20 protein-coding genes are annotated in these 22,520 nt (G+C 66.6%); 16 read left to right on the top strand and 4 right to left on the bottom strand.

Annotation, left to right across the window (positions count from 1 at the left end; all coding sequences use genetic code 11):
• Positions 1-36 precede the first annotated feature (36 nt).
• From M9H71_RS08835 to murJ, 3 genes are all read left to right on the top strand, one after another.
• Positions 37-1,032: a Gfo/Idh/MocA family oxidoreductase gene (locus M9H71_RS08835; RefSeq protein ID WP_455404668.1), complete on the top strand. Its 996-nt coding sequence runs from the start codon at positions 37-39 to the stop codon at positions 1,030-1,032.
• 56 nt (positions 1,033-1,088) lie between these two features.
• The gene (locus tag M9H71_RS08830) at positions 1,089-2,240 is read left to right on the top strand and encodes a DegT/DnrJ/EryC1/StrS family aminotransferase (protein ID WP_230763105.1); all 1,152 of its coding nucleotides are present in this window, start codon (positions 1,089-1,091) and stop codon (positions 2,238-2,240) included.
• 184 nt (positions 2,241-2,424) lie between these two features.
• A complete protein-coding gene (gene murJ / locus M9H71_RS08825) occupies positions 2,425-3,954 on the top strand; it encodes a murein biosynthesis integral membrane protein MurJ (protein WP_455404667.1) in 1,530 nt (509 codons plus the stop codon).
• A 6-nt stretch (positions 3,955-3,960) separates the two neighbouring features.
• On the opposite strand, the gene M9H71_RS08820 is transcribed toward murJ, so the two are convergent.
• On the bottom strand, positions 3,961-5,766 hold the full coding sequence (locus M9H71_RS08820; RefSeq protein WP_455404666.1) for a carbamoyltransferase family protein: 1,806 nt from the start codon (positions 5,764-5,766) through the stop codon (positions 3,961-3,963).
• Between the two features lie 423 nt (positions 5,767-6,189).
• Here M9H71_RS08820 and M9H71_RS08815 point away from each other — a divergent pair, with 423 nt between their 5' ends.
• From M9H71_RS08815 to M9H71_RS08800, 4 genes are all read left to right on the top strand, one after another.
• Entirely contained in the window at positions 6,190-6,477 is a 288-nt protein-coding gene (locus tag M9H71_RS08815) for a hypothetical protein (protein WP_110788682.1), read from the top strand.
• 298 nt (positions 6,478-6,775) lie between these two features.
• Positions 6,776-9,097, top strand: a complete 2,322-nt coding sequence (locus M9H71_RS08810) for a xanthine dehydrogenase family protein molybdopterin-binding subunit (RefSeq protein WP_455404665.1) — start codon at positions 6,776-6,778, stop codon at positions 9,095-9,097.
• A 126-nt stretch (positions 9,098-9,223) separates the two neighbouring features.
• Positions 9,224-9,673 carry a c-type cytochrome gene (locus M9H71_RS08805; RefSeq protein WP_455404664.1) on the top strand — a complete coding sequence of 150 codons (450 nt, stop codon included), beginning with the start codon at positions 9,224-9,226 and terminating at the stop codon, positions 9,671-9,673.
• A 26-nt stretch (positions 9,674-9,699) separates the two neighbouring features.
• A complete protein-coding gene (locus tag M9H71_RS08800) occupies positions 9,700-10,629 on the top strand; it encodes a c-type cytochrome (protein ID WP_455404663.1) in 930 nt (309 codons plus the stop codon).
• Between the two features lie 7 nt (positions 10,630-10,636).
• Here M9H71_RS08800 and M9H71_RS08795 read toward each other — a convergent pair whose 3' ends face one another.
• Complete coding sequence (locus M9H71_RS08795) at positions 10,637-10,882, bottom strand: Lrp/AsnC ligand binding domain-containing protein (protein WP_110788678.1); 246 nt, start codon at positions 10,880-10,882, stop codon at positions 10,637-10,639.
• Positions 10,883-11,019: 137 nt separating this feature from the next.
• Between M9H71_RS08795 and thiD the strand changes: the two genes are divergently transcribed.
• From thiD to M9H71_RS08770, 5 genes are all read left to right on the top strand, one after another.
• Complete coding sequence (thiD, locus tag M9H71_RS08790) at positions 11,020-11,820, top strand: bifunctional hydroxymethylpyrimidine kinase/phosphomethylpyrimidine kinase (protein WP_455404662.1); 801 nt, start codon at positions 11,020-11,022, stop codon at positions 11,818-11,820.
• A gap of 90 nt (positions 11,821-11,910) precedes the next feature.
• Positions 11,911-12,567, top strand: coding sequence for a class I SAM-dependent methyltransferase (locus M9H71_RS08785; RefSeq protein WP_455404661.1), 657 nt, complete (start codon positions 11,911-11,913; stop codon positions 12,565-12,567).
• 53 nt (positions 12,568-12,620) lie between these two features.
• A complete protein-coding gene (locus tag M9H71_RS08780) occupies positions 12,621-13,418 on the top strand; it encodes a UDP-2,3-diacylglucosamine diphosphatase (protein WP_455404660.1) in 798 nt (265 codons plus the stop codon).
• Complete coding sequence (locus M9H71_RS08775; RefSeq protein ID WP_455404659.1) at positions 13,418-14,473, top strand: glycosyltransferase family 4 protein; 1,056 nt, start codon at positions 13,418-13,420, stop codon at positions 14,471-14,473. The genes M9H71_RS08780 and M9H71_RS08775 overlap by 1 nt, the downstream gene beginning before the upstream one ends.
• Positions 14,474-14,531: 58 nt before the next feature.
• The gene (locus M9H71_RS08770) at positions 14,532-15,518 is read left to right on the top strand and encodes a threonine ammonia-lyase (protein WP_455404658.1); all 987 of its coding nucleotides are present in this window, start codon (positions 14,532-14,534) and stop codon (positions 15,516-15,518) included.
• 44 nt (positions 15,519-15,562) lie between these two features.
• Here M9H71_RS08770 and M9H71_RS08765 read toward each other — a convergent pair whose 3' ends face one another.
• Positions 15,563-17,065 carry a hypothetical protein gene (locus M9H71_RS08765; RefSeq protein WP_455404657.1) on the bottom strand — a complete coding sequence of 501 codons (1,503 nt, stop codon included), beginning with the start codon at positions 17,063-17,065 and terminating at the stop codon, positions 15,563-15,565.
• A gap of 75 nt (positions 17,066-17,140) precedes the next feature.
• Between M9H71_RS08765 and M9H71_RS08760 the strand changes: the two genes are divergently transcribed.
• On the top strand, positions 17,141-18,349 hold the full coding sequence (locus tag M9H71_RS08760) for an MFS transporter (protein WP_455404656.1): 1,209 nt from the start codon (positions 17,141-17,143) through the stop codon (positions 18,347-18,349).
• Here the strand turns inward: M9H71_RS08760 and dgcA are convergent.
• A complete protein-coding gene (gene dgcA / locus M9H71_RS08755; RefSeq protein ID WP_455404655.1) occupies positions 18,319-19,314 on the bottom strand; it encodes an N-acetyl-D-Glu racemase DgcA in 996 nt (331 codons plus the stop codon). The genes M9H71_RS08760 and dgcA overlap by 31 nt on opposite strands.
• 104 nt (positions 19,315-19,418) lie before the next feature.
• Between dgcA and M9H71_RS08750 the strand changes: the two genes are divergently transcribed.
• The 3 genes from M9H71_RS08750 (at position 19,419) to M9H71_RS08740 (ending at position 22,360) form a co-directional block, all read left to right on the top strand.
• Positions 19,419-20,570 carry an ABC transporter permease gene (locus tag M9H71_RS08750; RefSeq protein WP_455404654.1) on the top strand — a complete coding sequence of 384 codons (1,152 nt, stop codon included), beginning with the start codon at positions 19,419-19,421 and terminating at the stop codon, positions 20,568-20,570.
• A gap of 2 nt (positions 20,571-20,572) precedes the next feature.
• Positions 20,573-21,346, top strand: coding sequence for an ABC transporter ATP-binding protein (locus M9H71_RS08745; RefSeq protein WP_455404653.1), 774 nt, complete (start codon positions 20,573-20,575; stop codon positions 21,344-21,346).
• A gap of 138 nt (positions 21,347-21,484) precedes the next feature.
• Complete coding sequence (locus M9H71_RS08740) at positions 21,485-22,360, top strand: MlaD family protein (RefSeq protein WP_455404652.1); 876 nt, start codon at positions 21,485-21,487, stop codon at positions 22,358-22,360.
• Positions 22,361-22,520: the final 160 nt, after the last annotated feature.

The raw sequence follows: 22,520 nt of genomic DNA, 5'->3' as shown, positions 1-22,520 counted from the left end.
GGAAGCCGCACCTTCAATTTCCCAAGGCGCGATGCCATGACGTCAAGCACTGAACCGTCCAACACTCCCTCGCTCCGGATTGGCGTGATTGGCGCTGGGGTGATGGGCACCAACCATGGGCGTGTGCTTGCTGGGCTGCCGGGCGTTTCGCTGGTCGGGATCGTCGATCCGCTACCGGAACACCGCGACCGCGCGGTCGAGCTGATCGGCTGTAAGACCTTCGCAACGCTCGACGAATTGCTGCTGGCCGGGGTCGATGCCGTGACCATCGCGGCCCCGACCCATCTGCATCACGAAGTGGCGCTGACCTGCATCGGTCGCGGTATTCACGTATTGGTCGAGAAGCCGATCGCCTCGACGGTGGCCGAGGGCCGCGAGATCGTCGCCGCCGCCAAGAAGGCCGGCGTCACCCTGATGGTCGGCCACGTCGAACGCTTCAATCCGGCGGTCGCGGCGATCAAGCAGGCGATTCGCGACGAGGACATTCTGTCGATCGGCATCACCCGGGTCGGCCCGTTCCCGCCGCGGATGTCGAACGTCGGCGTGGTGATCGATCTGGCCGTCCACGACATCGACCTGATCCGCTGGTTCACCGACTCGGAGATCACCGAGGTGCAGCCGCAGCTTTCGAGCGCGATCGCCGAGCGCGAGGACATCGCGCTGCTGCAGTTCCGCACCGCTTCGGGCGTGCTCGCCCACATCAACACCAATTGGCTGACCCCGTTCAAGGCGCGCACCGTGACGGTCGCGACCCGCGGCAAATATGTGATGGGCGACCTGCTGACCCGTCAGGTCACCGAGTGCTTCGGCTTCAAGGCCGACGGCAGCTATTCGATGCGGCACCTGCCGGTCGGGCACGACGAGCCGCTGCGCGCCGAGCTGATCGCCTTCGTCAATGCGGTGAGCAGCAACGGTCCTCCCGCCGTCACCGGCGAGGAGGGCGTCGCCAGCCTCGAAATCGCGATCCAGTGTCTCGATCAGCCCGCACGGCCCGCGGCGACCGCCGCTGCGCCCCGCCGCGCGGCCGGTTAGCCCAAAGCGCGACCGATCTTCAGCGCATTCCCGTCATTCGAACCCGGCAAGGCCCCATGAATCAGCATCTCCGCAACGACCCGGTGCCCTTCATCGATGTCGGCGCTCAGCGCCGCAGGTTGGGGGCCGGCATCGACGAGGCGGTCGGCAAGGTGCTGAACCACTGCCAGTTCCTGAACGGTCCCGAAGTGATCGAGCTGGAGGCGAAGCTTGCTGCCTTCGCCGGCGCGCGCCATGTCGTGACCTGCTCCAGCGGCACCGATGCGCTGTTGATGGTGCTGATGGCCAAGGGCATCGGCCCCGGCGACGCCGTGCTGTGCCCGTCCTTCACGTTCTGCGCAACGGGTGAAGCGGTGGCGCTGACCGGTGCGACGCCGCTGTTCGTCGACGTCGACGAGGTCACCTTCAACATCGATATCGCATCACTGAAGCGCGGCATCGGTACGGCGAAGAAGCTCGGCTTGAAGCCGCGCGCGATCATCCCGGTCGACCTGTTTGGTCAGGCCGCCGATCACACCGCGGTCGGCGCCGTTGCGGCGGATGAAGGGCTGTTCGTGCTCGACGACGCGGCCCAGGGCTTCGGCGCCAGCCATCGCGGCCAAAAGCTCGGCAGCTTCGGCCTCGCCACCGCCACCAGCTTCTTCCCGGCCAAACCGCTCGGCTGCTTCGGCGATGGCGGCGCGATCTTCACCGACGATTCCGAATTCGCCGAGGCGCTGAAGAGCGTTCGCGTCCACGGCCAGGGCAGCGACAAATACGACAACGTCCGGCTTGGCCTCACTGGCCGTCTCGACACCATCCAGGCGGCGATCCTGCTGCAGAAGCTGACGATCTTCGAAGACGAGATCGCCGCGCGCAACGTCGTCGCCGAGCGCTATTCGGCAGCGTTGGCCGATGTCGTCACCGTTCCGCGGCTCGCCGAGGACTGCACCTCGGTGTGGGCACAGTACACCATTCGGTTGCCGCACGGCGTCGACCGCGACGGTTTTGCCGCGGCGCTGAAGGCGCAAGGCATTCCGACCGCGATCTACTATCCGAAGTCGATGCACCAGCAGACCGCGTATCGCGGCTTCCCGGTTGCCGACGGCGGCCTGCCGGTGTGCGAGCGGCTGTCGCGCGACGTCATCGCCCTGCCGATGCACGCTTATCTCGATGCGCCGACACAGGATCGCGTCATCCACGCCGTGCGCGGCGCGCTGGGGCGGTAAGGCCGTTAGCTGCCGTCATTCCGGGGCGCTCGCGATAGCGAGCGAACCCGGAATCTCTGCCTTCACCACATCGGGACTCCGGGTTCGCGCCCTGACGGGCGCGCCCCGGAATGACTCCGCGGTGAGGGGACTGTGGCCAGCCATTCCTGTTTTGCGGTCTCGCCACTTCCTGTAGAAGCGGGCCATGCTCAAGCGCATTTTCACCGTCGGCGGCTTCACTTTGCTGTCGCGCCTGACCGGGTTTGCCCGCGACATCATGCTGGCGGCGATCCTCGGCGCCGGTCCGGTGGCGGATGCGTTCTTCGTCGCGCTGCGGCTGCCCAATCATTTCCGGGCGATCTTTGCCGAAGGCGCGTTCAACGCCGCTTTCGTGCCGGCTTACGCGCACGTCCACGGCGAAAAGGGCGAGGCCTCCGCCAAGCTGTTTGCCGACCGCATCTTCACATTGCTGTTCATCTCGCAACTGGTGTTGCTCGCCGTCGCACTCGCCTTCATGCCGCAGATGATGAGTATCCTGGCGCCCGGGTTCACCGACGATCCGGAGCAGCGCGCGCTGGCGATCGAGCTGACGCGGATCACCTTTCCGTATCTGCTGCTGATCACCCTGGTGACGTTGTACGGCGGCATCCTCAACGTGATGCAGCGCTTCGCCTCGGCCGCCGCCGCCTCGATCTTCCTCAACATCTCGATGATGGCGACGCTGGCGCTCGCCGCGTTCTTCCCCAGCGCCGGTCACGCCGCGGCGTGGGGTGTGCTGATCTCCGGCCTGCTGCAATATTGTCTGCTCGCCGGCGACCTGTCGCTGCACGGTGGCCTGCCGCGGTTCTCCAGGCCGAAGCTCGACGAGGATGTCCGCGCGTTCTTCCGCGCGCTCGGGCCGGCGACGGTCGGTTCGATGGGCACCCAGATTGCGCTGTTTGCCGATACCATCATCGCGACCTTCCTGCCGGCCGGCGCGCTGTCGGCGTTGTATTATGCCGACCGGCTCAACCAGTTGCCGATCGGGGTGATCGGCATCGCGATCGGCACCGTGCTGCTGCCGGAGATGTCGCGGCAGCTCACCGCCGGCGACGATGCCGGCGCCAAGGCGTCGCAACGCCGGGCGTTCGAATTCACGCTGCTGTTCTCAGTGCCGTTCGTCGCGGCCTTTCTCACCGTGCCGGACGAGATCATGCGGGCGATGTTCGCGCGCGGCGCCTTCACCCGTGCCGACGCGATCTCGGCCGGCACAACGCTCGCCGCCTATGCGATCGCACTGATTCCATTCGTGCTGATCCGCAGCGCGGTGGCGCCGTTCTACGCCCGCAAGGACACCGCGACCCCGGTGAAGGCGGCGCTCACCGGCGTCGCCACCAACGTGGTGCTGAAATTCGCCCTGATGGGCTCGCTGGCGCAGGTCGGCCTTGCGCTCGCGACCGCCGCGGGCGCCTGGATCAATCTCTTGTTGGTGATCTTCTTCTCGGTACGCGCCGGCTATCTCGAGTTCGACCGCGAACTGGTGCGCGCGATCATCAAGTTCGGCATCATCGGCGTGCTGCTCGGTGCCGCGCTGTGGCTGACCGCCTGGTTCGCGCCGCCATATCTTGCGCTGCTCCCGGCGCTGCGCAGCGAGGCCGCGCTGGCGCTGTTGATCGCGGTCGGCGCCGTGGTCTACGGCGCCGCGATCCTTGTGCTGTTCGGGCCGCGCTGGATCAAGCGCCTGCTGCGCGGCTGAGCGGCGTCACGCCGCGGTGGTCGACCGCACCAGATTGGTGACGTCGGAATACACCTGCAGCACCGGGTTGATGAAACGGTGCGCCTTGTTCTTCGACACGATGGTGTCGTGCATCACCAGATGGTCGATGCCCGTCGTGAGGAAGCAGCCCATCGCGTCGCGCGGCGTCTCGACGATCGGCTCGCCCTTGATGTTGAACGAGGTGTTGACCAAAACCGGCACGCCGGTCAGAGCCTCGAATTCCTTCAGGATGTAATAGAGGTCGGGCGCGGTCTCTTCGTCCACCGTCTGCACCCGCGCTGAGCCGTCGACGTGGACAACGGCCGGAATCTTGTCGCGCCACGCCGGCGCCACCGGTTTCGCCATCAGCATGAACGGCGAATCGCCTTTGCCCTCGAAAATCTCGTCGGCGCGCTCCTTCAGGACGATCGGCGCGAACGGGCGGAACGGCTGGCGGTGCTTCACCCGGCTGTTGAGAATGTCCTTCATCTCGGCTCGGCGCGGATCGGCGAGCAGGCTGCGATGGCCGAGCGCGCGGGGGCCGAATTCCGAGCGGCTCTGGAACCAGCCGATCACCTTCTGGTCGGCGAGCAGGCGCGCCGTCTCCTTGTAGACCTCGCTGGAGCGAACGATGTTGATCTGCGGCTTGACGAAGAACCGCTGCGTCGCTTCCTCGACCTCGGCGTCCGAATACGGTCGGCCGATATAGGCGTGCTTCATCTCGAAGCCACGCTGCTTCTGCTGGATCACCAGATGGCCGTAGTAAGCGCAGCCGATCGCGATGCCGTCGTCGCCGGCTGCCGGCTGGATCCACACGTTCTCGAAGCCGGCCTCACGGGCGATTCGGCCGTTGGCGACGCAGTTCAGCGCCACGCCGCCGGCGATGCACAGGTTCTTGGCGCCGGTGGTCTCGCGCAGCCAGCGCGCGCGTTCCAGCAGCACCCGCTCGGTGTCGTCCTGCACCCGCCAAGCGAGATCTTCCCAGTGCCGCATCGAGGGGTTGTCTTCCCACTTGCCGGCGCTGTCCATGATGTAGGGCTGGTTCAGTTCCGGCGTCCAGCGCGGCACGGTGAGCTTGTTGTTCTCGAATTGCAGCATCGGCGGGATCGCGTCGGGACGGCCATAGGGCGCCAGCCCCATCAGCTCGCCGCATTTGTTCCAGTCGCCGAACACGTAGGTCGAGGCGCGGCTGTAATACGCACCCAGGCCCGGCATGTTGTAGAATTCGTCGCTCAGGAAGCCGCGCTCCGGCTCCATCCAGACCTTCTTCAGGCATTCCAGCTTGGTGCCGCTGAATTTGTAGTAGCTCTCGGATTCGCGTGCGAGCGGCGAGGCGTCGTCGCCGGGGAACGCTTCGTCGACATCGGCGCGGTAGCTGCCGACGCCGTCGACGATCATCACCACGCCCTCCTCGAACGGGCACGGCGCGAACGCGCTGTAGGCGTGCGCCAGATGATGCGAGATCGTCGCGACCTTGTTGGTCTGATTGCGGAACAGCGGGTGCTTTCCGGCTTCGCTGCGCTCGTATTCCGGCAGAAAGCCCGGCATGTCCTGGAAGATCAGACGGTCTTCCATCTCTGGCACCGGCAGAATGTAGCAGTTGCGCACCACCAGATCGACGTCCGCCATGGTGATGCCCTCGGCGCTCAGGCAGTAATCGATCACCTCCTTGTAGAATCCGGATGCGTGCTTCTCGCGGGTGATGCGTTCCTTGGCGATGCCGAAGGCGATCTCGCCGTCGCGCAGCAGGACGGCACTGACGTCGTGGTCGTAGGTGTTGAGGCCGAGAACGTAGGTGTGCTGACGGGACATGGGCTACTTTTCTGAAAGTGCGGCTTCACCGCGGACAAAGGCGAAGGGGCGTCTTGTTCTGAGTGTCGATCCGCACCTGGATGCGGTTCACTTGAATTGCAATATAGCTTGCACGCGAAACTTGGACATGCCGAGGCATTCGCGCCGATCTGGCGGAACATAAGTGGATATCGTCATTGCCGCACCGCACGCGTGCCACAAATGCACTGTTCACTCCGTTGCGGAACAACTCTCGCGGTTGCTCGTTGAGTTGCCTCAAGTTCAATCGCGGCTTGACCAAAACCGTAGCTTGATCATAACCTTGGCGCCCAAGGCCGATGACGGGGACGCTTCGATCCCCGTGCATTTGAACCGTCTTCCCGCACAACCGCACCAACGACGGGACACACGGTAACCTGCTCAACGACCGGGAGAAGAATCCATATGGCTCAGACTGCTTCCAAGGCCCGTAAGGGATGGACGACGCGCATCCTCGCTGCTGTGACGCTGACGGCGATCTACTGCTTCAGCCTCGTCGGCACCTCGGCCCTGTTCCTCACTGCCAGCACCAGCAAGGCTGAAGCCCAGCGCGGCCGCGGTCGCGGCCGTGGGCGCGGCTATTACGGCCGCGGACGTGGCCGTGGCTACTATCGTGGGCGTGGGCGCGGCTACTATCGCGGCTATGGTGGTTGCGTGTTCAACCCGGTGTATGGCCGGGTGATCTGCTACTGAGATCGTTACCGTCGGGCGGCTGCGCCTGACATCATTTGCGAAAGGTGCATCGGGCGACCGGTGCACCTTTTTTATTTTAGGGGCCTCTCATCTGGCGTGTTTCATTCACGGCTGAGGCCCAATGCTCGAAGCTCTTGGGCGTCGAGGCTCTGGATCGACCTGCTACCGGAGGCTGGAGCGAGCCACCTTCGGCGGGTTCATATTTCGGTGTTCCATCGCGATCGGGCGGCCGCCGTGTTTGCTCCGGTCATCGATCCGCTGCAAGATGACGCCAACTCGTATCGGAGGTCACGACCCTATGGCTCCAACCAAGTTGGCTCCCACGAAGTTCGGCGTCGGCCAAAGTGTGCTGCGCAAGGAGGACGATCCCCTGATTCGCGGCAAGGGCCGCTACACCGACGACTACGCGCCGCAATCATCGGTGCATGCCCTGGTGCTGCGGTCCCCGCATGCGCATGCCACTTTCGAGTTGGACGCGACCGCGGCGCGCGCGTTGCCCGGCGTGCTGTTGATCCTCACCGCGGACGATGTGGCCGATCTCGGCGGACTGCCATGCTTGTTCAATCTGCCGGACAAGCCGTTCAAGGCGCCGGACTATCCGATCCTGGCGCGCCACGAGGTGCGCCATGTCGGCGATGCGGTGGCGTTCGTGGTCGCCGATACGGTGGCTCATGCACGCGACGCGCTGGAGGCGATCGAGGTGGAGTGGACGCCCTTGCCGGCGGCTGTCGGGGCAGCCACTGCGGTGAAGCCCGGAGCGCCGCAGGTGTGGCCGGACCATGCCGGCAATGTGCTGTTCGACGCCGGGATCGGGGACAAGAAAGCGACCGAGGCCGCGTTCGCCAAGGCGCATGCCATCGCCGAGATCAGCATCGTCAACCCGCGCATCGTCACCAACTACATGGAAACGCGCGCGGCGGTCTGCGAATACGACGCCAAGCGCGATCACTTGACGCTGACGATCGGCAGCCAGGGTAGCCATCGGCTGCGCGACATCCTGTGCCAGACCGTGCTGAAGATCCCGGTCGAAAAGATGCGTGTGATCTGTCCCGATGTGGGCGGCGGATTCGGCACCAAGCTGTTTCCGTATCGCGAATACGCGCTGCTCGCGGTCGCCGCCAAGAAGTTGCGCAAGACGGTGAAGTGGACCGCCGACCGCGGCGATCACTTCGTCGGCGACTCGCAGGGCCGCGACAACGTCACCACCGCGCGGATGGCGCTGGCCGAGGACGGCAGGTTTCTCGGCATGGACGTCGATCTGATCGCCGGTCTCGGTGGCTATCTGTCGACGTTCGGGCCGTATGTCCCCTATGGCGGCGTCGGCATGCTGCCGGGCCTGTACGACATCCAGGCGTTCCACTGCCGCATCCGAACCGTGTTCACGCACACCGTGCCGGTCGATGCCTATCGTGGCGCCGGACGTCCCGAAGCGGCCTATGTGGTCGAGCGCCTGGTCGATGCCTGCGCGCGGAAATTGTCGATGTCGCCGGATGCGATCCGGCGCAAGAACTTCATCCCGCCGCGCAAGCTGCCCTACACGACTGCGACCGGCAAAGTGTACGACTCCGGCGACTTCGCCGCACATCTGAAGCGCGCGATGGAGATCGGCGACTGGAAGGACTTCAGCAAGCGCGCCAAGGCCGCCAAGAAGGACGGGCTGGTGCGCGGCATTGGGCTCGCGTCCTATGTCGAGGTCTGCGGCACCATGGGCGAGGAAACCGCCAAGGTGGTGCTGGATCCGGATGGCGACATCACGGTGCTGATCGGCTCGCAATCGAGCGGGCAGGGACATCAGACCGCTTACGCGCAGATTGTCGCCGAGCAGTTCGGCGTGCCGCAGGAGCGGGTGCGGGTGGTGCAGGGCGACACCGACCGGATCGCGACCGGGCTCGGCACAGGCGGCTCGGCCTCCATCCCGTCCGGCGGCGTCAGCGTGCAGCGCGCCACCCATCGGCTCGGCGAGCAGCTCCGCGACATCGCCGCCGATGCGCTGGAGACCAGCGCCGCCGACCTCGAGATCAGCGACGGCACCATCCGCATCGCCGGCACCGACCGCTCGATCTCGTTCGCCGATCTGGCCAAACGGTCCGGCGTCGATCCGGCCAAGCTCAATGCCAGTGCCACCTTCTCCAGCGCCGACGGCACCTTCCCCAACGGCACGCATCTGGTCGAGATCGAACTCGATCCGGCAACCGGCAAGATCAGGATCGTCAACTACGTCATCGTTGACGATTTCGGCGTGACTCTGAACCCGCTGCTGCTCGCCGGCCAGGTCCACGGCGGCACCATTCAGGGCATCGGCCAGGCGCTGATGGAGCAGGCGGTCTACAACGCCGAGGACGGCCAGCTCGTCACCGGCTCGTTCATGGACTACGCGTTGCCGCGCGCGGCCGATGGCGCGCCGATCACGTTCGAGACTCACAACGTGCCGTGCGCCACCAATCCGATGGGCGTCAAAGGCGCAGGCGAGGCGGGGGCGATCGGGTCGTGTCCTGCGGTGATGAACGCCATCATCGATGCGCTGTGGCGGGAATACCGGATCGACCACATCGATATGCCGGCGACTCCGGAGCGGGTGTGGATGGCGATCCGCGAACACGAACGCCGGCAACGGCTGTGAGCCGGTCGCCCTTCGGGGCGAGGTGACGAAACGAGGCGACACGAGGCGGCGTCAAGCCGCCCGGGGAAGGCGCCGCGGAACCGGCGGCGCATGACCGAGTTCAAACACCCAGCGGAGGACGTCTCAATGTTGCGAACTGTGATCGTGGCCGGAGCCTTGGTGCTGACGGCGAGCGCCGTGATGGCGCAGCAGGACCTGGTCGATAAGACCCAGAAGGTCATGAAGGACAACGGGCGGAACATGATGGTGCTCGGCGCCATGGCCAAGGGCGAGAAGCCCTACGATCAGGCCGCGGTCGATGCGGCGCTGAAGCAGTTCGACGAAACCGCCAAGGATCTGCCCAAGCTGTTTCCGGACAGCGCCAAGGGGCTGAAACCGTTCGACGGCAAGTACAGCGCTTCGCCGAAGATCTGGACCGAGCGCACCAAGTTCGACGCCGAGATCGCCGACTTCGCCAAGGCGGTCGATGGCGCCAAGGGCAAGATCAAGGACGTCGACACGCTGAAGGCGGCGGTGCAGCCGATCGGCAAGGCATGCGGGAGCTGCCACGAGAACTTCCGCCAGAAGGAGGGCTAGCGCGCCGGTCGGCAGCGGAGATCGCCGTGGCCAGGACAATCGGAGCCGCGATTCTGATCGCGGCAATCATCGGCATTGCGGCGCTCTGGCTGCTGACCATGCCCGCCACGGTGTCGGCCGACCGGCTGCCATCGCGCACCGCCGATCTGGAGAACGGCCGCACCGTATTTATCGCGGGCGGCTGCGCCGAATGCCATGCTACGCCGAAGCAGGACGACCGCACCCGGCTCGGCGGCGGTCTGGGGCTGAAGTCGGAGTTCGGCACGTTCCATGTGCCGAACATCTCGCCCGATCCGAACGACGGCATCGGCAAATGGACCGAAGCCGAGTTCGTCAGTGCGGTGATGCGCGGCACTGCGCCGGGCGGCGTGCATCTCTACCCGGCGTTTCCATATCCGTCCTACGCGCATGCGCGCCTCGACGACGTCCGCGACCTGTTCGCCTACATCAAGACGCTGCCGGCGGTGGCCGGACGGGTGCAGCCGAACGAGCTGTCGTTTCCGTTCAACATCCGCCGTGCGGTCGGGCTGTGGAAGCTGCTGTTCTTCGACGACAAGCCTTTCACGCCCGACCCGACTCAATCGGCGCAGTGGAATCGCGGCGCGTATCTGGTGAACAGCTTCGGCCACTGTGCCGAGTGCCACAGCCCGCGCAACATGCTCGGCGGCATCGTCGCGTCGCAGCGCTTCGCCGGCGGGCCCGATCCGGAAGGCAAGGGCTGGGTGCCGAACATCACTCAGAAGGGACTCGGCGACTGGAGCGCCGTCGACATTGCCTATTTCCTCGAGACCGGCATGACGCCCGAAGGCGACAGCGCCGGCGGCTCGATGGCGCAGGTGATCCGCAACACCTCGCAGCTCGGCAAGGACGACCGGGAGGCGATCGCCGCCTACATCAAGTCGCTGCCGCCGGTGCAGGGGCCGGCCCGACCGCCGCGCAAGGCCAAGGCCGGGTGATCGGCGATCACTTCGGGCCGAACGCCTTGAAGGTGATGATGGTGTGAGTGTCCTTGATGCCGGGGACCACCTGGACCTTCTCGGCGACGAAATGGCCGATATCGGTCGAACGATCGACGTAGAATTTCACCAGCAGGTCGTAATCGCCGGCGGTGGAATAGATCTCCGACGCGATCTCGGCTTCGGCGATCGCGTTGGCGACGGCATAGGACTGGCCGAGCTGGCATTTGATCTGAACGAAAAACGGCACCATCGCGGGTCTCTCCGGCAGCTTGATTTGCGCCATCAAGCCTAAAACACCCTGTCGGCGCAAGCTCTTGCCGCTGCGGCGCGGGCGCGCTACGACCGCCAAGGGCTGCCGGTCCGCACTCTTTTCAATCGAGCACGTTGATGGCCATTCCGATCGCACTCACCATCGCCGGCTCCGACTCCGGGGGCGGCGCCGGTATTCAGGCCGATCTCAAATCGTTTTCCGCCAACCGCGTCTATGGCGCCTCGGTGATCACGGCGCTGACCGCGCAGAACACCCGCGGCGTGACCGCGATCCACGACGTGCCGGCCGACTTCGTCACAGCCCAGATCGATGCGGTGTTCAGCGATCTCGCCGTCGCCGCCACCAAGATCGGAATGGTGGCGCAGCGCGGGGTGATCACCGCGATTGCCGAGGGGCTGGACCGGTGGCACGCCGCCAATGTCGTGCTCGACCCGGTGATGGTCGCGACCTCCGGCGACCGGCTGATCGCCGACGACTGCGTCGAGGCGTTGCGCACGGCGCTGATCCCGCGTGCCCGGATCATCACGCCGAACCTGCCGGAGGCTGCCGCGCTGCTCGACGAGCCGGTCGCCGCCGAGCCTGCCGCGATCGAACGCCAGGGCCGCCGCCTGCTCGCGCTGGGCTGCGAAGCTGTGTTGATCAAAGGCGGCCACGGGACCGGGCCGACCAGCACCGATTACCTGTTTGTTGGAACCGAAGTGCAGGCGCTCGCGGCGCCGCGGATCATGACCGACAACACCCACGGCACCGGTTGCTCGCTGTCCTCCGCGATCGCTGCTAATCTCGCGAAAGGCCAGTCGTTGCAGGACTCTGTGGCGGCGGCCAAACAATGGGTGAGCGCCGCGATCGCCGCAGCGGATCGTCTGTCGGTCGGGCACGGCCACGGCCCGATCCATCATTTCCACGGCTTCGACTAAGGCACAAACTGGGGCGCTCCGCGCTGTCGTCCAGTCGTCGTACTCGGCTGATAATCCGAATTCGTAAGTAATTTACGATTCGTGGAACCGATGACACCCGACCTCGACAAGTCTCTGATTGAAACCGCCTACGCCCGCTGGGCCCCGATCTACGACGCGGTGTGCGGGCCGGTGATGGTGAAGGGACGGCGCGCGGCGGCGGCTGAAGCGCGCGCGCAGGGCGGTAAAATTCTCGAAGTCGGCGTTGGTACCGGATTGTCGTTCGACGATTACGACGCCTCGACCGAAATAACCGGTATCGATCTGTGCGGGCCGATGCTGGAGAAGGCGCGCGCCAAGATGGCGTCGGGCCGCTATCCGTGGGTCAAGGACGTGCGCCAGATGGATGCGCACGCGATGGAATTCGACGATGCGACGTTCGACTGCGTCGTGGCGCAGTTCGTCATCACGCTGGTCGCCAATCCCGAACAGGTGCTGTCGGAGTGTCACCGCGTGGTGAAGCCCGGCGGGCGCATCATCCTGGTCAATCATTTGTACTCCGAAGTCGGCGTGGCGGCTGCGGTCGAACGCTGGGCGGCGCAAAAGACCCGCGCACTCGGCCTGCGTCCGGAATTTCCGTTCGCGCGGCTGCAGGCCTGGGCGCAGGGCACCTCCGACGCAATTCTGGTCGAGCGGCGCAAGCTGAAGCCGTTCGGCATCTACACGCTGGTGTGTTTCGAGCGGACCGGCACGCCGATGGCGGCGTGAGTCCTGCCTCGAAACGTCGCCGCCCGCGGGCGGCCTTGAATGGGACAAGACCGATGAGCGACGACGGTCCGGAACGACGCTTTCGCACCCTGTTCATTTCAGACGTCCATCTCGGCGCACGAGGATCGCAGGCCAACCTGCTGCTCGATTTCCTCCGCGTCCACGATGCCGACACTATCTATCTGGTCGGCGACATCGTCGACGGCTGGGCGCTGAAGTCGAGCTGGTACTGGCCGCAATCGCACAACGACTTCGTGCAGAAGATGTTGCGCAAGGTCCGCAAGGGCGCGCGGGTCATCTACGTGCCGGGCAATCACGACGAGTTCCTGCGCTCGTACTACGGCACGCATTTCGGCGGCATCGAGGTGGTCGAGAACGCGATCCACACCGGCGCCGACGGTCGCCGTTATCTTGTTATCCACGGCGATATTTTCGATCTGGTGGTACAGAACGCCAGGTGGCTCGCCCATGTCGGCGACAGGGCCTATGACTTGGCGATCCGGCTCAACCGTATCGTCAACGCGTTCCGCCGCTGGTTCGGTGTGCCGTATTGGTCGCTGTCGCAATGGGCCAAGCACAAGGTCAAGAACGCGGTGAACTACATCGGCGCGTTCGAGGAGACGCTGGCGCAGGAAGCCCGCCGCCACGGCACCGACGGTGTGATCTGCGGTCACATCCACACCGCCGCGATCCGTGACTTCCACGGCATCAACTACATGAACTGCGGCGACTGGGTCGAGAGCTGCACCGTGCTCGCCGAGCACGAGGACGGCCGGTTCGAGATCATCACCTGGACCGATCTGCTCAAGCGCAATCTGCCGGTGCCGACGGTCGCGGCGCGGGCCGCCTGATGCGCATCCTGATCGCGACCGACGCTTGGCACCCGCAGGTCAACGGCGTGGTGCGGACGCTGACGATGATGGCCGAAGCGGCGAAGTCGCTCGGCGTCGAAATCGTGTTCCTCACGCCCGAGACGTTTCCGACGGTGGCGCTGCCGAGCTATCCGGATCTGCGGATTGCGATCCCCAATCCTATTCGGGTCGCGCATCTGATCAACGTCGCGCATGCCGATTGCGTCCATATCGCCACCGAAGGGCCGATCGGGCTCGCGGCGCGGCTCTACTGCCGCAAGCGCGGTCTGCGCTTCACCACCAGCTTTCACACCCGGTTTCCCGAATACGTCTCGGCGCGCGCGCCGATCCCCGAGTCCTGGGTGTGGGCGCTGCTGCGCCGGTTTCACGGCGCCAGCCACGCCGTGATGGCGGCGACCACGGCGCTGGCGGACGAGCTGCGCGGTCGCGGCTTCCGTAACGTCGTGCTGTGGCCGCGCGGCGTCGACGGCCACCTGTTCCATCCGCGCGAGGGCGCCGATCTCGGCCTGCCGCGGCCGGTGTTCCTGTCGGTCGGCCGGGTCGCGGTCGAGAAGAACCTCGAAGCGTTCCTGTCGCTCGATCTGCCCGGCACCAAGGTCGTGGTCGGCGACGGCCCGGCGCGCGCGGCGCTGGAACGTGATTTCCCCGACGCGGTGTTTCTCGGCGCCAAGCAGGGCGAGGCGCTGGCGGAAGTCTACGCCGCCGCCGACGTGTTCGTGTTTCCGAGCAAGACCGACACCTACGGGCTGGTGCTGCTCGAGGCGCTGGCGAGCGGCGTGCCTGTCGCAGCCTATCCGGTCACCGGGCCGCGCGATGTGATCGGCGACGAGCCGGTCGGCGTGCTGAGTGAGGATCTGCGCGCGGCCTGCCTCGGCGCGCTGGAAATCTCGCGCGACGCATGTCTGGCATTTGCAGCCGATCACACCTGGGAAGCCTCGGCGCACGCCTTCATCGACAACGTCCGCCGCGCGGCCATGCTGGAATCGACCCGGCTCGGTCCGCATGGCGCCAAGCCGCATCGGTTGGTCGCCTAGCACGGATGTATCATCGCACCTTGTCCGCGCGCGCTGCAGCGCGTTAGATGCGTGCGTCATGACCAGTTTCCCCGACCTTCCCGTCTCGATCGCCGATATCGACGCGGCAGCCGCAGTGCTCGCCCCGGTCGCAGTGCGGACCCCGCTGTTGAGTTCGCCCGCGCTCGACGCCGCGACCGGCGGCCGCGTGTTCCTCAAGCCCGAGGTCCTGCAGCGCACCGGCTCGTTCAAGTTTCGCGGCGCCTACAACAAGCTGGCGTCGCTCTCGCCGGAGCTCCGGCGGGCCGGCGTGGTCGGGTTCAGCTCCGGCAATCACGCCCAAGGCGTCGCCGCGGCGGCGCAACTGCTCGGCGTCCGCGCCACCATCGTGATGCCGTCGGATGCGCCGGCCTCCAAACGCGAACGCACTGCCGGTTATGGCGCCGAGGTGGTGCTGTACGATCGTGACCGCGAGGATCGTGAGGCGATCGCGCGCGACATCGCGAACCGCAGTGGCGCGACGCTGGTGCGGCCGTTCGACGATCCGATGGTGATCGCCGGGCAGGGCACCGTCGGCCGCGAGATCGCCGAAGACCTTGCCGCGCTCGGTCTCGCGCCGGATCTGGTGATGGCGCCGGCCTCAGGTGGCGGGCTGGTCGCCGGCACAGCGCTGGCTCTTAAGGCACGTTTCCCGCAGGCGGCGGTGATGTCGGCCGAGCCGGAAGGTTTCGACGATCACGCCCGCTCGCTGGTGGCAGGGCACCGCGAATCCAATCCGGCCGGTGGGCGTACTATTTGCGATGCGCTGATGATGACGATCCCGGGCGAAGTCACCTTCGCGATCAACCGGGTGCTGCTCGCAGGCGGCGTCGCGGCGTCCGATGCCGAGGTCGGCCGGGCGGTCGGCTTCGCCTTCCGGGAGCTGAAGCTGGTGGTGGAGCCGGGTGGCGCGGTGGCGCTGGCGGCACTGCTGGCCGGCAAGCTGGACGTTCGCGGCAAGACCGTCGCGATCGTACTGTCGGGCGGCAACGTCGATGCCGATTTGTTCGCTCGGCTGATCGCCTGATCGTCTCAGGCGTGCGGGCTCAGCCGCTCGTTACGATTCGCTGATTACGAAAAGAACGCGATCTTTTCGGACTGGCTCATCCGCCGGAACGGCACCAGCGCGTCGCTGCGCATCGGCGATGGCGTCGCCACCGCACCGCTGGCGATGGCGGCGGCGCCGAGCGAGGCCGGCGCGGCTGCGATCGCCTGGTCCGCCGCAGCGCTCGCAGCGGTGATTGGAGCAGCGGTCATCGAGGCAGCGGTCGGTGCCGTCACGGCCGCCACCGGGGCGGCCTCGCCGACCGGGCCGAAGTCCGGTTCGGCGCTGGCTAAGGTCTCGTGTTCGGGCTCGTCCCGTTCAGGCTCGGCGGGTGCTTCCAGCGCGTCGGCCGCAAATGCGTCGGTTGCAAATTCGTCGGCTGCAAAGCCCGGGGCTTGGTCGGCCGGGATCGGCTCCGGCGCGGCCGCGATCTCCTCGTTCAACGCCTGCTGCAGCGCTGCGATATCGGACTCGATCTCCTCGGCCGTGCTGGCCGCGGCCGCCGCGTAGGCGTCGTCCTCGGGCCGATACGGCGCCGAGACGTCGGGGGCCGACATCTCGTGGGCGACCAGGTCGAGCACCGCATCGTCGTTGGCGCCCTCGGCATCCAGCGCCACCACCTCGTCGAGCAGATCCGTGGCGTCGTTCGGCTGCGCGATCAGTCCGATGCCGGCCGATGTCCCGCCAGTCGCAGCAGGCAGCTCGGCGGTGTCGTCCGCGGCTTGCTCCGCCGTCTCGACGAATTCGACTTCATCCGCCTCGACGCCTGCGACCATCGTCAACGCAGCATCAGCCGGAGGCTGTGGTGCGGCGAGGGAGGCCGGCTGCGGAGCTTCGGCGTGTTGCTGAGCTGCAGGCTGCGGTGCCGGCGCGGCGGCCTGCGCGAGCGAGGCCGTAGGAGCGGAGCTGTGCTGCGCGGGGGCGGCCGGTGACACCATGTCCGCGGTCGCGGGAGACGCGGCTTCGGCTGCCGCCGGGGCAGCCACAGCGTCTGACGCCACGCCTGAGATCGCGGCGATGTGCTGCAGCATCTGATCAAATGCAGCTTCGATCGCGCCGCGGTCGATCGTCGCCACCAGCCGGTGGCCGCCTTCGATCGCCGCGACCTGCTGGTCGAGCAGATCGCAGATTCGCGCGTCGGCGCCGCATTCGCGTAACGTCGAGGCCACCTCGCTGACAGCGTGGGCGCCGCGATGTGCCGCCGCCAGGGTTGCGGTGTCGTCCAGTGCTGCGATCGCCTTGGCGACCCGGGCGCGCGCTTCGCCGACCATCGCGCGGAGCGCGATCAGCGATTCGCCGGCCGCTTCGGCCTGCGCCTGCTTCTGAGCGGCGAGCGTCTGTTCGATCCGCGCCACCGCGTCGAGCACCATGGTGGTGTCGGCGTTGCGGTTGCGCTTGGCATATTCGTTGAGAAACCAGCGCCCGCGCGAAGTCTCCATGAAGGCTTCGCGGATCGCGTCGTAGTCCGCATCACTCGGCATTGCCGCTCGGGCGGAGATCGGCGAAAGGGCGAATGCTTCGTCGGCCATCATGGACTCGTTGCACAAATCACTGCGCGTCACGATAACGATCACCACGATCCGCGTCGAATCGCAATTGAATTGATGTCTTTCGAATCACAAATCCCCACCCCATCACCAGTTTCGACGCGATTCGCGCTTCGGCTCGCGGTGTTCTACGCGACCACCTTCACCGTCACCGGCATCTATCTGCCGTTCTTCACGGTGTGGCTGAAGGCCGTTGGAATCGAGGCTTCTTGGATCGGGCTGATCGTCGCCGCGCCGGCGGTGACGCGTTTCACGCTGCTGCCTTTCATCACGGCCACTGCCGAGCGACGCAACGCGATCCGCGCCGCAATGATCACGACCGCACTGATCACCGCGCTCGGATTCACCCTCCTCGGGATCTTACGTGGGCCGCTGCTGATCTTCGTGGTGTTCGTGCTCACCGCCTGCTTCTGGACGCCGATCGTGCCGCTGACCGACGGCTACGCGCTGAAGGCTGTGGCGCGCTACGGGTTGAACTACGGGCCGCTGCGGCTGTGGGGCTCTGCCGCCTTCATCGCCGCAGCGCTGATCAGCGGCGCGCTCGCCGATGTGGTCGCGCCGGAGCATCTGATCTGGTTGATCGTCGCCGCCGCATGGCTGGGCGCGGTCGCCAGCTTCGGCCTGCGGCCGCTCGATGCGCCGGCGAAAGCTGTGGCGCCGCAGCGCGGCGCGGCGCTGCTGCGCAATCCGACCTTCCTGGCAATCATCATCGCCGCGGCGCTGATCCAGGGCAGCCACGCTGCCTACTACACGTTCGCGTCGATCGTCTGGCAGGGCGCCGGCCTCAGCGGCACGACGATCGCGATCCTGTGGGTGCTCGGCGTCGTCGCCGAAATCGTGGTGTTCGCGCTGTCGCCGCGGTTCACCTGGTCGCCGATGTGGCTGATGTTGGGTGGAGCACTGAGCGCGGTGCTGCGTTGGCTGGTCACCGCGCAGGATCCGTCATTGCCGCTGCTCACTGCGGTGCAGTTACTTCACGGCCTCACCTTCGGCCTGACCCAGGTCGGCACCATGGGGCTGCTGGTCCGCCACGTGCCCGGTCCTGTGATTGCCCGCGGGCAGGGGTACTACACCGCCGCGACCGGCCTGGTGATGAGCAGTGCGTCGGTCGCCTCCGGCGCGGTGTTCGCCCGCTATGGCATGGCGGTGTACGACATGATGGCGATGATGGGATTTGCCGGAGCGGTGGTGCTGGTGCTGATGCGGCAGCGGCTGCTCGCGCCGGCGGGCGCGGGTCAGCCCCACAGCGCCGGTTCGGGCGGATAGACCGTGCTGCCGTCGTAGCGCAGGCCGTCGTCGCGGTCGCGCGCCAGCAGCAGCGGGCCGTCGAGATCGACGAACCGCGCGAACGGGGTCAGCAGCATCGCCGGCGCCATCGCCAGCGAGGTCGCGACCATGCAGCCGACCATGATCTGCAGGCCGAGTGCCTGCGCGGCTTCGGCCATCGCCAGCGCCTCGGTGAGCCCGCCGGTCTTGTCCAGCTTGATGTTGACCGCGTCGTAGCGGCCGCGCAGCGCGGCCAGCGACGCGCGGTCGTGCACGCTCTCGTCGGCGCACACCGCAATCGGTCGCGTGATCGCGCTCAGCGCTTCGTCGCGGCCGGCGGGCAGCGGCTGCTCGACCAGAGTCACGCCAGCGTCGGCGCAGGCGTTGAGATTTTGCGCGAGATTGTCCGGCGTCCAGGCCTCGTTGGCGTCGACGATCAGTTCCGCGTTCGGCGCGGCGCGGCGCACGGCGGCGATCCGCTCTGCGTCGCCGTCGCCACCGAGCTTGATCTTGAGCAGCGGCCGGGACGCCGCCTTGGCGGTGGCCTCGGCCATCGCCTCGGGTGTGCCGAGCGAGATGGTGTAGGCGGTGGTAGCGGAGCGCGGCGGCGGGCTGCCGAGCAGCTCCCAGGCGCGCCGGCCGCTGGCTTTGGCCTGAAGATCGATCAGCGCGCAGTCGAGCGCATTGCGGGCGGCGCCGGGCGGCATCGCGGCCTGCAGCTTCGTTCGGCCGAGCCCGGCGGCGAGCGGCGTGCGCATCGCCTCCAGCGCGGCAAGCGCCCCATCCGGGGTCTCGCCATAGCGGGCATAGGGGACGCATTCGCCGCGGCCGACATGGTCGCCGGACCGCAACTCGGCCACCACCACGATCGCCTCGGTCTTGGCGCCACGGCTGATGGTGAAAGCGCCGGCGATCGGCCAGCGCTCGATGCGGGCGGTCAGATCCGAGGTGATCGGGGAAAACATTTGCAGGCCTTGTCAGCTCAATCCGAGGGTTGCTCGGAGCTGATAAGTATGGCTGGTAAAGCGCTTGTCCCGCAAGGCGACGGTCGAAACCGGATTGGCTCAAAATGACACAGCAGATGGCGTTGGAGGGCGACCCGTCGCTCGAACGGATCGCGCGTGGCGAAGGGCTGGCGCTGTGCGCGTCGGGATCGTGGACGGCCCGGTTCGCGCCGGCGCTGGAGCGGCTGGTCGCCGAGGCCGAGCAGATCGCCGACAGCAAGCCGAACGTGTCCATCGATGTCTCCGGCATCGCGCGGCTCGATACTTTCGGCGCCTGGCTGATCGAGCGGCTGCGGCGCAATCTCGGCCGGGACGGGGCTGAGGCGCTGATCTCCGGTCTGTCGACCAACTACGCCAGTCTGGTCGACGAGGTTCGCCAGGTCGGCGCGGCGGAACCGCCGCCGAAATCGGGATTGTCGCTGCGTGGGCCGATCGAAAAGCTCGGCCGCACCGTCTACACCTTCGCCGACGACATCGTTGCGCTGATCAGCATGATGGGCGCAGTGCTGGCCGGGCTCGGCCGGATCGTGATCAGGCCGACCTCGTTCCGGCTGACCTCGACGGTGCACCACCTCGAACAGGTGTGCTGGCGCGCCGTGCCGATCATCGTGCTGATCACCTTCCTGATCGGCTGCATCGTCGCCCAGCAGGGCATCTTCCATTTCCGCAAGTTCGGCGCCGATGTGTTCGTGGTCGACATGCTCGGCGTCCTGGTGCTGCGCGAGCTCGGCGTACTGCTGGTCTCGATCATGGTCGCCGGCCGGTCGGGGAGCGCTTATACGGCCGAGCTCGGTTCGATGAAGATGCGCGAGGAGATCGACGCGCTGCGAACCATGGGGTTCGACCCGATCGACGTGCTGATCGTGCCGCGGCTGATCGCGCTGGTGCTGGCGGTGCCGATCCTCACCTTCCTTGGCGCGATGGCGGCGCTGTATGGCGGAGGCCTGGTCGCCTGGGTATATGGCGGCGTCGATCCCGAGGCGTTCCTGCTGCGGCTGCGCGACGCGATCTCCATCGACCACTTCACGGTCGGCATGATCAAGGCACCGGTGATGGCGGTGGTGATCGGCATCGTCGCCTGCGTCGAGGGGCTGGCGGTGCAGGGCAGCGCCGAGTCGCTGGGCAGCCACACCACCGCCTCGGTGGTGAAGAGCATCTTCTTCGTGATCGTGATGGACGGCGTATTCGCGATCTTCTTTGCTGGAATTGGGATCTGACGATGACGGAAGCGGCCGATCCGATCATCCGGGTGCGCGACGTCACCGTGCAGTTTGGCGCCACACGGGTGCTGAACGGGCTCGACCTCGACGTGCGGCGCGGCGAGATCCTCGGCTTCGTCGGGCCGTCCGGTGCCGGCAAGTCGGTGCTGACGCGCACCATCATTGGGCTGGTGCCAAAGGTCAGCGGCAGCATCGAAGTGTTCGGCATCGACCTCGACGAGGCCGGCAAGGCCGAGCGCCGCGGCGTCGAGCGGCGCTGGGGCATCCTGTTCCAGCAGGGCGCGCTGTTCTCGTCGCTGACGGTGCGTCAGAACATCCAGTTCCCGGTGCGGGAATATCTCAAGCTGTCGCAGCGGCTGCTCGACGAGATCACCATTGCCAAGCTGGTGATGGTCGGCCTGAAGCCGGAAGTGATCGACCGCTATCCGTCGGAACTGTCCGGCGGCATGATCAAGCGCGTGGCGCTGGCGCGCGCGCTGGCGCTCGATCCCGAACTGGTGTTCCTCGACGAGCCGACCTCAGGCCTCGACCCGATCGGCGCCGGCGATTTCGACGAGCTGGTGCGGACACTGCAGCGCACTTTGGGCCTGACGGTTTTCATGGTAACCCACGACCTCGACAGCCTGCACACCGCCTGCGATCGCATCGCGGTGCTGGGGGATGGCAAGGTGATCGCGGCCGGAACCATCGCCGACATGCAGGCCTCGCAGCATCCGTGGCTGCGTTCTTATTTCCACGGTAAGCGCGCCCGCGCAGTGGTCGGTTCGCCATGAGCGGTGCGTGCCTGAAAATTTCGATCGTCGCACCGTTGGTGCGTCGTTTTGCTTCCGCAATCTGCGCTCAAAGCCTGCCGCGTGGCGCGGCGTGGTGCGGGCCGGCGCAGCCGCGGACTGGTGTGGAGTAAAGGCCAAATGGAAACGCGTGCGAATTACTTCCTGATCGGCACGTTCACCCTCGCGGTGATCGCCGCGGCGTTCGGATTCGTGCTGTGGTTTCAGAGCCTGCACACCGCCAAGGCGCGCAGCCCGTTGAGGGTGGTGTTCGAGGGCGCGGCATCGGGCCTGCGGAACGGCGGCAGCGTGAACTTCAACGGCGTCCGGGTCGGCGAAGTCGTGTCGGTCAAGCTCGACAATCCGCGCCGCGTGGTGGCGCTGGCGATGGTCGAAAACACCGCGCCGATCCGCAAGGACACTCAGGTCGGCCTGGAATTCCAGGGCCTGACCGGTGTCGCCGCGATCTCGCTGAAGGGCGGCTCGGAAACCGCGCCGCCGGTGCCGCTCGACGACGACGGCACCCCGGTGCTGACCGCCGATCCCGAACTGCTGCAGGACATTTCCGAATCCATCAAGGCAACGCTGCGCAACGTCAACCGCCTAGTCGCCGACAATCAGGAGTCGGTGAAGACCTCACTGGAGAACCTGCAGACCTTCACCTCGGGCCTGGCGCGCAGCTCCGACAAGATCGACAGCATCGTGTCCCGTGTCGACAGCGTAATCGCCAAGACCGACAGCGTGATGCAGGGCATCGACGCCCTGGCCGGCGGCAAGGATGGCGGCGAGCTGTTCCAGGCGGTGAAGTCGTTCCGCGAACTCGCCGACAATCTCGACAAGCGTTCCGGCATGCTGATCCTCGACGGCCGCCGGACGCTCGCCGACATCAGCCGGGCAGTGAACAATTTCGACCGTAACCCGACTCGGGTGCTGTTCGGCCCGAGCAACACCGCCCAGCAGGCTCCCCCGGACGCCCGCGCCGAACAACCGCGCCCGCCGCGCCGACGGGCGCAGTAACGAGCCCAGAGCAGAGGCGGCCGTCATCCGCCAAGGAGCGTCGTCTTATCGAGACGCTCGCGTAGCGAGCCTCGAACGATTGCGCCGAGCTCGCGGAGGCCGCGGCCGCCGCTGCGTTCGCGACGCGATGCCCGTCGAAACTTGCCCGGCTTCGCGAGTG

Source organism: Rhodopseudomonas parapalustris, assembly GCF_053772255.1.
This window is presented reverse-complemented; position numbering and strand designations above follow the sequence as displayed.

Bases quoted from the DNA above. Each gene is read 5' to 3' on its own strand.
- M9H71_RS08835 (WP_455404668.1), top strand. From the start codon at position 37: ATGACGTCAAGCACTGAACCGTCCAACACTCCCTCGCTCCGGATTGGC.
- M9H71_RS08830 (WP_230763105.1), top strand. From the start codon at position 1,089: ATGAATCAGCATCTCCGCAACGACCCGGTGCCCTTCATCGATGTCGGC.
- murJ (WP_455404667.1), top strand. From the start codon at position 2,425: ATGCTCAAGCGCATTTTCACCGTCGGCGGCTTCACTTTGCTGTCGCGC.
- M9H71_RS08820 (WP_455404666.1), bottom strand. From the start codon at position 5,766: ATGTCCCGTCAGCACACCTACGTTCTCGGCCTCAACACCTACGACCAC.
- M9H71_RS08815 (WP_110788682.1), top strand. From the start codon at position 6,190: ATGGCTCAGACTGCTTCCAAGGCCCGTAAGGGATGGACGACGCGCATC.
- M9H71_RS08810 (WP_455404665.1), top strand. From the start codon at position 6,776: ATGGCTCCAACCAAGTTGGCTCCCACGAAGTTCGGCGTCGGCCAAAGT.
- M9H71_RS08805 (WP_455404664.1), top strand. From the start codon at position 9,224: ATGTTGCGAACTGTGATCGTGGCCGGAGCCTTGGTGCTGACGGCGAGC.
- M9H71_RS08795 (WP_110788678.1), bottom strand. From the start codon at position 10,882: ATGGTGCCGTTTTTCGTTCAGATCAAATGCCAGCTCGGCCAGTCCTAT.
- thiD (WP_455404662.1), top strand. From the start codon at position 11,020: ATGGCCATTCCGATCGCACTCACCATCGCCGGCTCCGACTCCGGGGGC.
- M9H71_RS08785 (WP_455404661.1), top strand. From the start codon at position 11,911: ATGACACCCGACCTCGACAAGTCTCTGATTGAAACCGCCTACGCCCGC.
- M9H71_RS08780 (WP_455404660.1), top strand. From the start codon at position 12,621: ATGAGCGACGACGGTCCGGAACGACGCTTTCGCACCCTGTTCATTTCA.
- M9H71_RS08775 (WP_455404659.1), top strand. From the start codon at position 13,418: ATGCGCATCCTGATCGCGACCGACGCTTGGCACCCGCAGGTCAACGGC.
- M9H71_RS08770 (WP_455404658.1), top strand. From the start codon at position 14,532: ATGACCAGTTTCCCCGACCTTCCCGTCTCGATCGCCGATATCGACGCG.
- M9H71_RS08765 (WP_455404657.1), bottom strand. From the start codon at position 17,065: ATGGCCGACGAAGCATTCGCCCTTTCGCCGATCTCCGCCCGAGCGGCA.
- M9H71_RS08760 (WP_455404656.1), top strand. From the start codon at position 17,141: ATGTCTTTCGAATCACAAATCCCCACCCCATCACCAGTTTCGACGCGA.
- dgcA (WP_455404655.1), bottom strand. From the start codon at position 19,314: ATGTTTTCCCCGATCACCTCGGATCTGACCGCCCGCATCGAGCGCTGG.
- M9H71_RS08750 (WP_455404654.1), top strand. From the start codon at position 19,419: ATGACACAGCAGATGGCGTTGGAGGGCGACCCGTCGCTCGAACGGATC.
- M9H71_RS08745 (WP_455404653.1), top strand. From the start codon at position 20,573: ATGACGGAAGCGGCCGATCCGATCATCCGGGTGCGCGACGTCACCGTG.
- M9H71_RS08740 (WP_455404652.1), top strand. From the start codon at position 21,485: ATGGAAACGCGTGCGAATTACTTCCTGATCGGCACGTTCACCCTCGCG.